Origin of the sequence: uncultured Altererythrobacter sp. (assembly GCF_913057185.1) — a bacterium.
GTDB classification, from domain to species: domain Bacteria; phylum Pseudomonadota; class Alphaproteobacteria; order Sphingomonadales; family Sphingomonadaceae; genus Erythrobacter; species Erythrobacter rubellus.
In genome coordinates this window covers 631,121-645,544 of sequence record NZ_CAJXNK010000002.1, presented here as the reverse complement: position 1 = coordinate 645,544, position 14,424 = coordinate 631,121, and the positions used below count along the sequence as shown (strand labels likewise).

13 protein-coding genes are annotated in these 14,424 nt (G+C 55.3%); 7 read left to right on the top strand and 6 right to left on the bottom strand.

Going from position 1 to position 14,424, the window contains the following annotated elements; all coding sequences use genetic code 11:
* The first annotated feature begins 43 nt into the window (after positions 1-43).
* Positions 44-706, top strand: coding sequence for a lysoplasmalogenase (locus QZ487_RS11065; RefSeq protein WP_296025172.1), 663 nt, complete (start codon positions 44-46; stop codon positions 704-706).
* Between the two features lie 5 nt (positions 707-711).
* Here the strand turns inward: QZ487_RS11065 and QZ487_RS11060 are convergent, their stop codons facing one another.
* Both QZ487_RS11060 and gyrA read right to left on the bottom strand, forming a co-directional pair.
* Positions 712-1,545 carry a TauD/TfdA family dioxygenase gene (locus tag QZ487_RS11060; protein ID WP_296025169.1) on the bottom strand — a complete coding sequence of 278 codons (834 nt, stop codon included), beginning with the start codon at positions 1,543-1,545 and terminating at the stop codon, positions 712-714.
* Positions 1,542-4,379 carry a DNA gyrase subunit A gene (gyrA, locus tag QZ487_RS11055; protein WP_296025166.1) on the bottom strand — a complete coding sequence of 946 codons (2,838 nt, stop codon included), beginning with the start codon at positions 4,377-4,379 and terminating at the stop codon, positions 1,542-1,544. The genes QZ487_RS11060 and gyrA overlap by 4 nt, the downstream gene beginning before the upstream one ends.
* A gap of 302 nt (positions 4,380-4,681) precedes the next feature.
* Here gyrA and QZ487_RS11050 point away from each other — a divergent pair, with 302 nt between their 5' ends.
* A complete protein-coding gene (locus QZ487_RS11050) occupies positions 4,682-6,058 on the top strand; it encodes a hypothetical protein (RefSeq protein WP_296025161.1) in 1,377 nt (458 codons plus the stop codon).
* Between the two features lie 73 nt (positions 6,059-6,131).
* Here QZ487_RS11050 and QZ487_RS11045 read toward each other — a convergent pair whose 3' ends face one another.
* Together QZ487_RS11045 and QZ487_RS11040 are read right to left on the bottom strand one after the other, a co-directional pair.
* Positions 6,132-6,851, bottom strand: a complete 720-nt coding sequence (locus QZ487_RS11045) for an NYN domain-containing protein (RefSeq protein WP_296025158.1) — start codon at positions 6,849-6,851, stop codon at positions 6,132-6,134.
* A gap of 52 nt (positions 6,852-6,903) precedes the next feature.
* The gene (locus QZ487_RS11040; RefSeq protein ID WP_296025156.1) at positions 6,904-7,554 is read right to left on the bottom strand and encodes a carbonic anhydrase; all 651 of its coding nucleotides are present in this window, start codon (positions 7,552-7,554) and stop codon (positions 6,904-6,906) included.
* Between the two features lie 164 nt (positions 7,555-7,718).
* Between QZ487_RS11040 and lipA the strand changes: the two genes are divergently transcribed.
* A complete protein-coding gene (lipA, locus tag QZ487_RS11035) occupies positions 7,719-8,684 on the top strand; it encodes a lipoyl synthase (RefSeq protein WP_296025152.1) in 966 nt (321 codons plus the stop codon).
* On the top strand, positions 8,684-9,145 hold the full coding sequence (locus tag QZ487_RS11030; RefSeq protein WP_296025150.1) for a type II toxin-antitoxin system RatA family toxin: 462 nt from the start codon (positions 8,684-8,686) through the stop codon (positions 9,143-9,145). The genes lipA and QZ487_RS11030 overlap by 1 nt, the downstream gene beginning before the upstream one ends.
* On the opposite strand, the gene QZ487_RS11025 is transcribed toward QZ487_RS11030, so the two are convergent.
* Together QZ487_RS11025 and QZ487_RS11020 are read right to left on the bottom strand one after the other, a co-directional pair.
* The gene (locus QZ487_RS11025; RefSeq protein WP_296025148.1) at positions 9,106-9,627 is read right to left on the bottom strand and encodes a CinA family protein; all 522 of its coding nucleotides are present in this window, start codon (positions 9,625-9,627) and stop codon (positions 9,106-9,108) included. The genes QZ487_RS11030 and QZ487_RS11025 overlap by 40 nt on opposite strands.
* Positions 9,624-10,775 (bottom strand): bifunctional 2-C-methyl-D-erythritol 4-phosphate cytidylyltransferase/2-C-methyl-D-erythritol 2,4-cyclodiphosphate synthase, encoded by a 1,152-nt coding sequence (locus QZ487_RS11020; protein WP_296025144.1) that lies wholly within the window; start codon positions 10,773-10,775, stop codon positions 9,624-9,626. Before QZ487_RS11020 ends, QZ487_RS11025 begins: the two co-directional genes overlap by 4 nt.
* A 93-nt stretch (positions 10,776-10,868) precedes the next feature.
* On the opposite strand from QZ487_RS11020, the gene dusB reads away from it, so the two are divergent.
* The 3 genes from dusB to QZ487_RS11005 are packed head-to-tail and all read left to right on the top strand — an operon-like array spanning position 10,869 to position 14,401.
* Complete coding sequence (dusB, locus tag QZ487_RS11015) at positions 10,869-11,885, top strand: tRNA dihydrouridine synthase DusB (protein WP_296025142.1); 1,017 nt, start codon at positions 10,869-10,871, stop codon at positions 11,883-11,885.
* A gap of 9 nt (positions 11,886-11,894) precedes the next feature.
* Entirely contained in the window at positions 11,895-12,992 is a 1,098-nt protein-coding gene (locus QZ487_RS11010; protein WP_296025140.1) for an ATP-binding protein, read from the top strand.
* The gene (locus tag QZ487_RS11005) at positions 12,989-14,401 is read left to right on the top strand and encodes a sigma-54 dependent transcriptional regulator (protein WP_296025136.1); all 1,413 of its coding nucleotides are present in this window, start codon (positions 12,989-12,991) and stop codon (positions 14,399-14,401) included. The genes QZ487_RS11010 and QZ487_RS11005 overlap by 4 nt, the downstream gene beginning before the upstream one ends.
* Positions 14,402-14,424 lie beyond the last annotated feature (23 nt).

Sequence of the window (14,424 nt, the reverse complement as noted above, 5' to 3'; positions counted from 1 at the left end):
TGCACCCCATCAAGCCCTAGCAGTGTCGCCAAGGGGAGTTTGCATGCCAAAACGCGCTTTGATCAATCGTCGCCCTTGGTTGCTGGCCAGCTTGATTGCTGCGGTTGCCTATTACTTTTTGCGCGACAATCCGATCGGGGAAGTGTGGCTGATCGTGCTGAAAGGCATGGGGGTGGCCTGTCTCGCATTCTATGCGATGCGGCGCGGGTTTGGCCCGGATGCGCAAATCCTCGCGGTGGTGATGCTGTTTAGCGCACTGGGTGACATGGGCATCGAGTTCGATATCGCGCTCGGCGGTGGGCTTTTCTTTGTCTCCCATGTGCTCGCGATCTGGCTCTATTTACGCAATCCGCGCGACAATCCTGTTAGCTTGCAGAAAGCATTGGCGGTTGTATTGCTGCTCGCAACACCCGCGATCAGCTGGCTGTTGAGCGGCGATTTGATGGTGGCACTCTATGGGCTGTCGCTGGGCGGAATGGCGGCGTGCGCGTGGATGAGCCGCTTTCCGCGGTACCGCGTTGGCATCGGTGCTGTGCTATTCGTAATCTCGGACTTTGTCATTTTCAGTCGCTTGGGCGCATTCGATCTGGGCGATCTGCCGCATTACCTGATCTGGCCGCTTTACTTCGCTGGACAGTTCATGATCGCAACTGGTGTGGTGCAGACACTGGGCGGAGAGCATCCGGGGCGCCAAAAGGCCGCCTAGCCTGCCTAGGCGGCAATCGTCGTTCGGTGCAATTCACGCCGATGGCCTTCATAGCCGCCGGTCGCCTTGTGTAGCACGCTCCGATTATCCCACATGACCAGCATGTCCGGCTCCCAGCGATGGCGATAAACGAACTCGTCGCGCGATTGCCACTGGGCTAGCTCTGACAGGAGAGCGATCGCATCCGCTTGATCCATTCCTTCAATACCGATGATGTAACCGAGCGTGGAATACAGCGCCTCTTCACCGGTTTCAGGGTGTCTTTGCACCAATGAGTGTGTTTGCGTTGCACGGGCGCTTTGATCTGGCCGAATGTCCATGCTTCGGCCGGTGTCTTTCTCGCCATACGAACCATCCGGCGCATAAGCGAGCTGAGCGGAATGGATGGCGGTTAGAGCCCGAAGAAACTCCTGTCGCTCAGGGGTAAGTGCATTGAACGCCGCGATCTGGTTGGCGAATAGCGTGTCACCGCCCGTTGGCGGAATATCCACGGCCAGTAAGCAGGTGCCCGATGGGGGCTCTGCCAGAAAACTCCAGTCACTATGCCAGTTTTCGGCAAACAGTGGCGATGTTTCATCAGCTTCGCGCAGGATAGCGGCGATATTCTGCCGACCCTTGATTGGCGCGAAGAAAGGGTCTTCGCCAAAGCCGCCCATTGCAATGGTAAAGCGTTCTAGTGCGTCATCGTCCATCTGTTGGCCGGCAAAGGCGAGCACTTTGTGCTGCAACCAGGCGGCCCGAATATCGGCAATGAGCTTTGCGGTTAGTTCTCCCGACAAATCAACCCCGGTGACAGTCGCACCGCATGATTGACCTGAGGGACTAACTGTCAAACTCATTCTTCGCTGTCGCCTGCGATATCCTTATGCGAATGCAGCGTGGTTGGCGGCGTTGTTACATCACCGTCGCCGCGCCGTTCGACCATTTCCTCGACGATAGTTTCTTCAACCTCATTTTCAGGCTCTTCAGTCTCGTCGATCAGCGCCGCTCCGACGATCTGTTCGTCCTTCGAGACATTGAATATGCGTACGCCAGATGAGCTACGCCCAGATACCGAGTAGCCAGAGTGGTTCTCAAACCCGCTTTCAATCATGTGGCGGAAGTCAACCGGCAAGCGGATAAGTTTTGCCTGATCGGTGACCAGCATCAGTTGAGAGCCATGCTTCACCGGGAAACTCGCGACGACAGAACCATTGCGGTTCTTGTCCGAAGGTTCACCAATATTGGTCAGGCCCATACCGCCCCGGCCAATGGTGCGATATTCGTAGGCGGAAGAGATTTTTCCGTAACCGCGCGATGTCAGCGTGAGAATGAACTCTTCATTCTCGGCCATTTCCGCGACTTTCTCCCCGTCTAGTGAAGGCTCGGCATCGTTTTTCTTCCACGCCGCTGCTCGCAGATAGGCATCGCGAACTTCGGTGTCGCGCTCACCCGCATCCAGCACAGCCATTGATACGACTTTCTGACCGTCCTTCAGCTTCATTCCGCGCACGCCGATGCCGGTGCGGCTCTTCGTCTCGCGCGCATCAGTGGCGGAAAACCGGATCGCCTTGCCGGAATCGGACGCAAGGAAGATTTCCTGATCCTCGGTCAGCAATTCGACTCCGATCAAATTGTCACCGCTGCCTTCAACAAAGCCCATGGCGTATTTGCCATTGGTGGGCACGTTGGTGAACGCATCCATCGAGTTGCGTCGTACCATTCCTTGCTCGGTGGCGAAGACAATGTTGAGCTTGTTCCACTCGCTTTCATCCTCTGGCAAGGCCAACACATTGGTGACGCGTTCGTCATCGCCCAACGGCAGGAGATTCACCATTGGGCGACCCTTGGTCTGTGGTCCACCTTCGGGCAGTTTCCAGACCTTCAAACGATATACACGGCCGGTGTTTGTAAAGAACAGCACCGGATTGTGCGTGCTGGTGACGAACATCTCGACAACAGCATCTTCATCCTTCGTGGCCATCCCGCTGCGGCCCTTGCCGCCGCGAGCTTGCGCGCGGAACGTGTCGAGCGGTGTACGCTTGATGTATCCGCTATGCGTGACCGTCACGACCATCTCGTCGCGCTCGATCAGGTCTTCATCTTCAAGACCATCCCAGGCAGGCCCGATTTCCGACACGCGCGGGGTGGCGTAGGTATTGCGGATTTCCTCCAGTTCCTCGCGCAATACCCCGTAGAGCTTTACGCGGTCGGCAAGGATCGAGAGATACTCTTCAATGGCGATCGAAAGTTCCTTGAGCTCTTCACCAATTTCATCCCGGCCCAATGCGGTAAGACGATGCAGGCGCAGGTCCAGGATCGCCTTCACTTGACGTTCTGAAAGATTGTAAGTGCCACCTTCTTGATCGGCAGTGGGCTCGATTGCTTCAATCAGGCGGATGTATTGCGCGATGTCGCCGATCGGCCATTCCTTGGCGAGTAAACGTTCGCGCGCAGTTGCAGGGTTTGGCGCACCGCGAATGATCGCCACCACCTCGTCCAGATTGGAAACCGCGACAACCAGACCAAGCAAGGTGTGCGCACGTTCGCGCGCCTTATTGAGTTCGTATTTTGTCCGGCGAGTAATGACCTCTTCACGGAAGGATATGAAGGACTGGATTATGTCGCGAAGGGCAAGCGTTTCAGGGCGTCCGCCACGAATGGCGAGCATGTTTGCAGGGAAGCTCGATTGAGCCGGCGTGAAGCGCCAGATCTGATTGAGCACGACTTCCGGAGATGCGTCTCGCTTCAAATCAATAACGACGCGCACACCTTCGCGCGAACTTTCATCGCGAATGTCCGATATGCCCTCGATACGCTTCTCTTTCGCCGCTTCGGCAATCTTTTCTACCAGGCCCGATTTACCGACCTGGTATGGCATCGAAGTCAGGACGATAGACTGCTTGTCGTTCCGGCCGGTCTCGATCTCGTGCCGTGCACGCATCAGGATGGAGCCGCGTCCGGTCGTATAGGCCGATCTGGCGCCTGACTGGCCAAGTATCAGCGGGGCTGTTGGAAAATCGGGTCCCGGAATGTATTCGATCAGTTCTTCTGATGTGATCGCCGGATTGTCGAGAAAGGCAAAGCAACCATCGATCACTTCACCCAGATTGTGCGGCGGCACATTGGTCGCCATACCAACGGCGATACCCCCTGCGCCATTGACCAGCAGGTTAGGGAAACGCGCAGGGAGAACCTGTGGCTCCTTCAGCGAACCATCATAGTTATCCGCGAAATTGACTGTATCCTTATCCAGATCATCTAGCAGCGTGTTCGCCACCCGCGCCAGCCGCGCTTCGGTATAGCGCATGCTCGCAGGGGGATCTGGATCCATGGAGCCAAAGTTACCTTGGCCATCGATCAATGGAACGCGCAGCGACCAATCTTGCGTCATCCGGGCGAGGGCATCGTAAATCGCGGAGTCCCCATGTGGGTGATAATTACCCATCACGTCACCAACGATTTTCGCACTCTTGCGATAAGGGCGGCCGGCAACAAAGCCACCTTCCTTGCAGGCGAAAAGGATGCGGCGGTGAACCGGTTTCAAGCCATCGCGCACATCTGGTAGGGCGCGGCTCACGATTACGCTCATTGCATAATCAAGATAGCTCGTTTTCATTTCGTCGACGATGTCGACTCGTTCAAACTCACCTGATGGTTGTGGTGCGGAAATTGTATCGGTTTCGTCGCTCAAAGCGTATCCGTTCTAGCTAGGCTGGTCTCCAGCGGTCAATGAGTGTCGAATGTAGGCTTTCGGACCATTTTCCGCCAGTTTATGGGGCAACAAATGCGGTATAAAGAAAGCTTTTTCCACACATAGGGCGGTGCTCTTGTGCAAATTCCAAAACGCTTGCTTTTAACATCATTCAAAGCTCGTTCAGCACGGCTTGCATAGGAAAAATTGCAAAATAGGCCAGACCAGGCCATTGGATTCTGCTTGTTGTATTTTACAAGCGGGGAATCCGCGGTATTTTATTTGTTTCAGGAGTAAATTTCATGCGTCTTTTTGTGTCACCTTCGCGCGCTCGCAAGAAGCCGGGGTCGTCAATCGTTTTGGCAGTGGCGCTGCTTACCGGGGCTGTGATGCTGAGCGGAGTTATTTCAGATCCGGCGCATGCGCAGCGTGACCGCAAGAAGAAAGACAAAGAACCAAGAGCTGAATATTCAAAGGAATTCATCGAAGCGTTCACGCCGCTGCAGAATGCAGTGAATGCCAACGATGGCTCTGCGGCGACGGTTGTTGGACAGTTTCCCGCGATTATTGCGCTCGCGCAGTCTGGCGACGAGCAGAATGCACTGGGCGGCTTGATTTACAACGCTGGCGTGCAAACCAGGGAGCAGGCCCTTCAGCTGCAGGGCATGGGCTTGATGCTGCAAAGTGGAAAGGTTCCAACTGAGAATATCGGTCGCTTCAACTTCATCGCGTATCAATTATCGAATGCTGCAGGGGACCATCCCGGAGCGAGAGCCTATCTTCAGGCGGCAATCGTTGCCAATTTCAACACGGATTCTGTCTCTGTTTCTGACATGCAGATCGCGATGGCAGAAAGTTTTATTTCCGAGAGCCGTATAGCAGAGGGGCTCAACTATCTTGCGACTGCCATCGAGAGCCGCAAGGCTGCCGGTCAAAGCGTTGATGAGGCATGGTACCGTCGCGGATTGAGTGTGGCCTACAACAATGAAGTCGTTCCGCAGGTTTATGATTTCGCTTCGATCTGGATTGCGGCCTATCCAAGTGAAACCAATTGGCGCGACGCAATTAACATTGTCCGTAACCTAAACACTTACGACAGCGGTCAAATGCTCGATCTGATGCGTCTTTCCCACCGCGTCGGCGCGTTGAAAGAGAAGTATGAATACATCGACTATGTGGAAGCCGCCGATGCGCGCCGTCTGCCGAATGAGGTTAGACGCGTCATCGAACAGGGATACGCTTCGGGGATTGTCAGCCGAGATGACATTTACCTCTCTGACGCACTAGGCACAGCGAAGAACCGGATTGCGGCCGATGAAGCAGAGCTTCCTTCTCTAGAGCGTGATGCTGGTGTTTCTGGCGCTGGCGTGCGCACAGTTGTTGCCGCGGGTGACGCGTTCCTGAGCTACAACGAATACACAAAGGCAGAGGTGTTCTACACCAAGGCATCCACGATGCCAGGCGCTGACAAGAATGAAATTCTGACCCGACTTGGTATTAGTCAGCTAGAGCAAGGCAAGTTCGACGCGGCGATGGAGTCGTTTGCTCAGGTTGGCGGCAATCGCTTGCCCATCGCAAGGCTTTGGACGGCCTACACGACTCAAAAGGCGGCAGCGGTGGCAACTGTAAGCGAGCCGGAAGTGCCAGCGGTAGCAGAACCGGAAGCCCAAACCAGTTAAGCCAAATGAAATGTGCATTTCGAGCGGCGCAGTTTCTAAGCGAAAGCTGCGCCGTTTTTTGCTTGCAACGGCTTTAGCGTTGTCGCTTCAAATAAACATGGTTCTCGCGGCGTTCGACTTTGAAATTGTCCAATGCATCAAACATCTCATTAACGCTTTTGAAGCCGTGATTTCGGACATCGAAGCTCGAACGGTTGCCCGCAATCTGTCCGAGATGTGAGAGATTGGCGTAGCCCTTTTCGTCGCCTTCGGCATCGGAGTAAACAGCCGTGATCATTTCCATCAACTTGGTGTCGAGACCTTCTGAACCTAAAGAATTGCCGTCTTTGTCCTGGGCAGCAACTTCAGATTTATAGTTCGTAATCAGTTTCATGAATTCGATGAAGCGCGTGTACACGCTCTTGAAAGCCTGTTGGGTTTTGGCCTTTCCAAAGCCGTGAGCCAGGATCCCGTCCTGACGCAGCCGCGTGACCAGCGGTGCGAAATCGCTGTCCGCAGTCATGATGCCGAAGCCATCAACCTTGCCCTGATAAAGCAGATCGATTGCATCAATGGTCATCGCCATATCGGTGGCATTTTTGCCTTTGCAAACATTAAATTGTTGCTGCGGGCAAATACCGAATTTATTGGAGATCTTGTCCCATTTTGCGAGATTGTTCTTAGGGAAATCGCCGTAGGCGTGCCAAATGTTCACTTGGACCAACTCGGCCATTACCGTCAGGGCAGGATCGATTCGTTCCGGAGTGGTGTTGTCTGCGTCAATCAGCTGAGCGATATTTACGGGTTTTGACATGCACTGACATGGGGGCAGGGCACACCGGGGGCAAGCGATTAATCCGTTCGATTTAGTCTTCTGGCAGAAACTCGCCGGTGTCCTCATCAAGTGAATACAGCACACCTTCCTTGATCGAAAAATGGGCCCCGCGCAGCTTTATCTTGCCAACTTTTTCTTTGTCTGCGAGCCATGGAAAGCTGCGCAAATTAGTGAGGCTTTGTCGAATAGCAGCAAACTCCATCGCAAGTTCTGCTTTCCGACCTGTGCTGCCATGCTTGGCCGATACTGCCTGGCTTGCATCGTCGAGGAGGCTGACCCAGTTTGCCACAAACCCGCCTTTGCCCGGATCTTTGGCCTTCATGCTTTGTGTGAGCGCAGCCTGGCATCCGCCGCAGCGTCCATGCCCCATCACGACAATTTGCCTGACCTCCAGCATCTGAACCGCAAATTCGATTGCAGCAGAAACGCCGTGATAGCCAGGAGTGGTCTCAAATGGCGGTACTAGGGCCGCAACATTTCGTACGACAAAAATCTCGCCCGGATCCACGTCAAAAATCTGGGCTGGATCAACGCGGCTATCTGAACAGCTGATTATCATGACTTTGGGGCTCTGGCCCTCGCGTACCAGTTCCTCAAAACGAGCTTTCTGGCGCGGATAACCGTCCGCGCGAAAGCGCTTATAGCCCCGCAGCAGTTCAGCATATTCAGGATACTCAGGCATTCGTCATTTCATCTCCGAAGGGGTTTAGAAGCGCTCGCCTCTGATCATTTCAACGTCCCACATGTTCAAAAGTAACCCGTCAGTTGTAGCGTTCATGGCGCTGCGTTAGCTATGCATACCAATGTCGGCAAGTGCCCATTGCGCAGTGTCCAGCCTTATCCTACATGGCGCGCATGAACGACCTTGCATCTGTTCCGTCGAAAGATAAAACGCTGCGTCCCGTACGACAGCGCAAGCCCGACTGGATTCGCGTAAAAGCTCCTGTCAGCAAGGGCTATAATGAGACGCGCAAACTGATGCGCGACTTGAACCTCAATACGGTGTGCGAAGAAGCTGCCTGCCCGAACATTGGTGAGTGCTGGACAAAGAAGCACGCAACAGTGATGATCCTAGGTGATGTTTGCACGCGTGCTTGCGCGTTCTGCAACGTGAAGACCGGCATGCCGCGCAAGGTAGACCCAATGGAGCCCGACAATGTTGCAATTGCGGCAGGTAAGATGGGCCTCGAACACATTGTCATTACCAGTGTGGATCGCGACGATTTGCCGGATGGCGGGGCGGGGCAGTTTGTGAAGGTGATCAATGCGCTCCGCCGTGAGACTCCCAACACAACAGTCGAGATCCTGACGCCAGACTTCCGCGGTAAAATGCGGCCCGCGATTGAGGCAATTTGTGAAGCGGGGCCAGACGTTTACAACCACAACCTCGAAACGGTTCCGCGGCTTTACCCTACAATCCGCCCGGGCGCGCGTTACTATGCATCCTTGCGTCTGCTTGAAGAAATCAAACGCCACGATCCGATGATTTTCACCAAGTCTGGCATCATGCTGGGACTGGGTGAGCAGCGGCTTGAAGTGCATCAGGTGATGGACGATATGCGCAGCGTGGAAATCGATTTCATGACGATGGGCCAATATCTCCAGCCAACGCCGAAGCATGCCAATGTCGAGGATTTTATCACGCCTGATGCATTCAAGGCATACGGCTCGATTGCGCGCGCAAAGGGTTTCCTGCAGGTCGCATCAAGCCCTTTGACGCGTTCAAGCTATCACGCGGGCGATGACTTCGCAGTCATGAAGGCGGCGCGGGCTGAAAAGCTGGCTAAGGCGCAAGCTCGCGCAAAGGCCTGATGCCCGGAATACGAGAAACCCGAAGGCTACCTTACTCCGCCGAACAGATGTTCGATCTGGTGGCGGATGTGGGGCGCTATGCCGAATTTCTCCCGTGGGTCATCGCGACACGCGTAAGATCTGACAGCGATACTGAAATGGTCGCCGATATGGTTGTCGGCTTCAAATCACTGCGGGAAAAGTTCACATCACGCGTGGCGAAGGACCGCCCGCGTGAGATCGATGTGCATTATGTCGATGGTCCGCTGCGCGATCTAGACAATACATGGATATTCAGACCGCATCCCGAAGGCGGATGTGAGATCGACTTCAAGGTCGAATTCACATTCAAGAACCGTATGTTTGAACGGATTGCAGGGCAGTACTTCGACCGTGCATTTCACAAGATGGTAGCCGCCTTCGAGGCGCGCGCGGTAGAGGTTTACGGGAGCAAGAGCTCAAGCGCGCAAAGCGTGGCTTGATGGCGTACCTCTGCTCTGTTCATATCCGCAAAATGCTTTAGCTCGCCTTCCGGCTTTGCCTCGCTGTCCCGCGTGGCCCGTGCAAAAACGACAGTGCCAACTGGTTTCAGCTTGGTTCCGCCTCCGGGGCCGGCAACCCCGCTTATGGCTACGGCAACATCTGCATTGCTCTTGTGAAGTGCACCGTTCGCCATCGCCCAAACGCACGCGATCGAGACCGCGCCGAATGTTTCGATGATGTCGAGTGCGACACCCAGCGCTTCCATCTTGGCTTCATTGGAATAGGTAACAAAGCCACGATCAAGCACGGCGGACGAGCCAGGAATCTCGGTAAGCGCGGCCACAACCAATCCGCCCGTGCAGCTCTCTGCCAAAGCGATCTTGCGCCCGGCGGCAGCATTCTCTTCTATTACGCGGCGAGCGAGCGCATCGATATCAGCGGGCAGCAAGTTGCCGTGGTCTGTTTGCGTATTTTCGGTCATATCTCTCTCTGGAGGCTCACCATCGCTTGCGCCGCTATACCTTCGCCGCGACCTGTAAAGCCCAGACGTTCGGTCGTAGTCGCCTTAACGCTCACTTGCGATGCATCAATCCTTAGCAGCTCTGCAAGTCTTGCGCGCATCGCGTCCCGATGCAGGCCAATCTTGGGTTCTTCGCAAATCAAAGTGAGGTCGACATTGCAAATCCGGTATCCGGACTGATCGACCAGTTTCACTGCATGTTCCACAAACAAGGGTGAAGGCGCGCCTTTCCATTGCGGGTCGCTGGGTGGAAAATGCGTGCCGATATCGCCATCGCCAATCGCACCGAGCAATGCATCGACCACGCAATGGAGCGCGACATCGGCATCTGAATGACCGGACAGACCCTTGTTGTGCGGGATTTGCACGCCGCACAGCCAAAGATCCTCGCCTTCGAGCAATCGGTGAACATCAAAGCCTTGTCCGACCCTTATTTGGGGTTTGTCTGACATCAGATCCTCTGCAAATGTGATTTTCTTGAGGCATTCATCGCCATCAACCAAGCCGACTTGGCCGCCTGCGGCCATGAGTACTTGTGCATCATCGCCAGCATCGGTTGCGCCTTTCCATGTGCGATGTGCGGAGAGGATATCTTTATAGATGAACGCCTGCGGTGTCTGAACGCGGCGCAAAACCTCTCGGTCTGCCTTGCCGCACATTGCATCTCCCTCGGCCACGGCAATACTGTCTACGACGGGCAGAACCGGGATGGCACCTGCAGTCTCAACAAGTTTGTCAAGCAGGCGCTCGATCACGCCGTTGGGAAGATCAGCGCGAGCGGCATCGTGGATCAGTACTTGCTCCGGAGCCGATGTTGCCAATGCCTCGAGCCCGTTTCGCACCGAATCCTGGCGCGTAAGGCCACCGATTGCAAAAGCTAAATCTTCGATTCCCTGAAGGGCCGCCCTTGCGGCATTTTCTTGTCCATCGCCGATCACCACAATCAGCGGTGAAGCCCCGGCTTTGCCCAAAGCCTCTACCGAATGGCGTACCAATGGCTTGCCGCGATATTGCGCAAATTGTTTCGGAACATCGCCGCCTGCGCGCAGGCCTTTTCCAGCTGCAACAACGATTGCGGCAAAAGGGGGAAGGGGAGTGGCTTGTGTCACGCTTCTCTCAGACTCGGTGCACGCGCTTAGGGGCTGGACGAGCAGAGCGCAATCCACTATGAGCTGCCCAAATTTTAGGCACATGATTAGACGATGACTTCGCTCCCCTCCCCACCGGCTGTGACGCAGATCAAGATCGGCACGGTATCGATCGACACTCCTGTTATGCTCGCGCCAATGACGGGCGTGACCGATTTGCCGTTCCGAAAACTGGTGCGTCGCTATGGCTCTGGCCTCAATGTAACAGAAATGATCGCTAGCCAGGCTGCGATCCGTGAAACGCGCCAGTCGATTCAGAAGGCTGAGTGGGACAAGAGCGAAGATCCCGTTTCAATGCAGCTTGTTGGCTGTGATCCCGAAAGCATGGCTGAAGCGGCCAAGCTTCAGGAAGGGAATGGCGCCGCGATCATCGACATCAATTTCGGATGCCCAGTGCGCAAGGTTGTGAATGGCTATGCCGGAAGCGCGCTGATGCGCGAGGTTCCGCTTGCGATAAATCTGATGGAAGCGACTGTGAAAGCGGTCGATGTCCCGGTCACTGTAAAAATGCGGATGGGCTGGGATCATGCCAGCCTTAACGCGCCCGAGCTTTCTCGCATTGCAGAGGATATCGGGGTCAAGATGATCACCGTTCACGGGCGAACGCGCAACCAGATGTACAAAGGCAGCGCGGATTGGTCATTCATCCGCAAGGTCAAGGATGCCGTCAACATTCCTGTGATTGTCAATGGCGACATCTGCACGATTGCAGATGCGGCAAAGGCGCTTGAACAGTCGGGTGCGGACGGTTTGATGATCGGCCGTGGGGCATATGGCAAACCTTGGCTGCTGGGGCAGGTCATGCAATGGTGGCACACCGGCGAAAGCCTGGAGAGCCCTAGCTTTGATGAGCAGTACGAGACTCTGGTCGAGCACTATAACGACATGCTTGAGCATTATGGCCGCGATGTCGGAAGCAAGATCGCGCGAAAGCATCTTGGTTGGTATACAAAGGGGATGCATGGCTCTGCCGAGTTTCGCAATCACGTGAATTTCATCGACAATCCGGATCAGGTGCTGGGCGAGATCGAACGCTTTTACACGCCGTTCCTGCATCGCCGTGCGGCGTAAGCCTCTGGCGTGGACGAAATCGGCACCATCATTGGCGAAAAGCCGGACAAGGCCGCTCAGATAGAGGGGTTGGTGTTTGCCGCTGTTCTGATCGATCCTGAGGGCCGGATTGCTGAACTGAACTATGCGGCGGAAAATTTGTTGAGCCGCAGTGAGAAGAGGCTGCTAGGCAAAACTGTCGTGTCCAAGATAGATATTCTTGACGATCGCGTTGTGGCGCATCTGAACGAGCCTGAATCGCAATTGGTTGCGCGCGATGTGGGTCTGCGCGTGAACAATCAGGAGAGCAGGGTCAATTTGACCATTTCCCCACTGGCATCTCATCCAGGCTGGCGGATCATGACCCTTTCTGACACTGGGCGTGATGATGGTTCGAACGAACGCGAGGCAGAAATCGCAAGTTCCGGTGCTCCATCGATATTAGCGCATGAGATTCGCAATCCACTGGCCGCAATTCGCGGTGCAGCGCAGCTCGCGTCCCGCAAACTCGAGCCGAAGGACCGAGGTCTCGCCAAGGTGATAACGGACGAAGTCGATCGCATTGCCCGCCTCATCGACCGGATGCAGCAATTGGGCGGCTCAACCCGCGAAGAGCTGGCGTCTACCAATCTCCACGAAGCTATTCGATCAGCGCTTGCCACCGTACGTGCTGCGGGAACCGAGGGAGTGGAGATCACCGAAGAGTTCGATCCTTCTTTGCCTCCGGTTTTGTCAAATCGTGACGCGTTGGAGCAAGTTGTCATGAACCTGGTCAGCAATGCCTGTGATGCATTGCGTGCGAGCGAACAGGCCAATCCTGCGGTTATTGTTCGTACACGGTTTGTAAGCGGATTTGCTCTCAGTGCTGTCCACGATGGCAAGGCGGTCAAATTACCGATTGAAATCACCGTTACCGATAACGGTCCCGGTATTGATGAGGCTCTGCGCGATCATGTTTTTGAACCCTTTGTGACGACCAAGAAATCGGGGCAGGGGCTAGGCCTCGCGTTAGTAAGAAAGCTGGTCCGCGACATGCATGGTCGCATCGCGCACGAGCGGGATACACGGCTTGGTTTGACGCATTTCCGGATGCATCTGGCGTTGGCTGGTGACGGAGAAAAAACTTGAGCAGCAAGATTCTGCTGGTGGAAGATGATCGTTCCATCGCAACCGTGATCACCGCGGCATTGGAAGATGAGGGCTTTGTTCTACACCACTGCGAGAGCATTTCGGCGCGCGATCGCCTTCTGTCGGAGCACAGTTTCGATGCGATGTTGACCGATGTGGAGCTTGGCGACGGAGATGGCATTGCCTCGCTAGACTCCGCACGCGCGATCGGCCCTGACATGCCGGTAATTGTCATATCCGCGCAGAATACGCTGGATACGGCTGTGCGCGCCAGCGAGCACGACGCCTTTGAATATTTACCCAAGCCGTTCGATCTGGACGAGCTGGTTCGCGCTGTCAGACAGGCGGCCGGGCAGAGATCGGGGGCTGAGCCGCTGCCTGTCTCAGAGGGCGACGGAATGCCTTTGGTGGGCCGCAGCCCGGCCATGCAAGGCGTCTACCGCATGATTACGCGCGTCCTGCGCAATGATTTGACGGTTCTGGTCATTGGCGAATCCGGGACAGGTAAGGAACTGGTTGCGGAGGCGATACACCAATTGGGTGCACGCAAGTCTGGGCCCTTCGTGGCCGTAAACACCGCCGCTATCCCTTCCGAATTGATCGAAAGCGAGCTCTTTGGGCATGAGAAGGGCGCATTCACCGGGGCCGTGGCACAAACCATCGGCAAGTTCGAACAGGCCAATGGTGGAACATTGTTTCTGGACGAGATTGGCGACATGCCGGCAGAAGCCCAAACGCGACTTCTGCGAGCGCTGCAGTCAGGCCGCATACGCAGGGTGGGGGGGCGTCAAGAAATTGCCGTGGATGTACGCATCATTGCTGCGACCAATCGCGACCTGCCCCCCATGATTGCAGAAGGCCGTTTTCGTGAAGACCTCTTCTACCGATTGAACGTCGTGCCGATCGAGCTTCCACCTTTGCGCGAACGCCGTGAAGATATCGAAGTGCTGACGCAGCATTTCTTTGGTCAGGCGGCCGAAGATGGTTTGCCGCGACGTCAGATTTCAAGAGAAGCGCTTGATACCTTGGCATTGCGGCGCTGGCGGGGGAACGTGCGCGAATTGCGCAATGTTGTGTATCGCCTGGCGCTTTTGGCGCGTGAAGACGTGGTCGATGTTGATGGACTAAACGAGATATTGGGCTCGGAAGGTGAGGGTGTACCAGAGCAGCGCAAGCTCGATTTCGAAGGTGCGTTGCAATTGTGGCTGGCGGACAATCACCCGGCTCCTGGCGCATTGTATCACAGCGCATTGGCCGCATTCGAAAAGCCCTTGATGGAATATGCGCTCGCTCAGACCGGGGGCAATCAACTGCGAGCGTCGAAGCTGCTTGGCATTAATCGCAACACTCTGCGAAAGCGGTTATCAGAACTGGCGATTAACGCTGATCGCTTTACCAGACCGCTTTAACGCAACTACCACACTTAATGCTT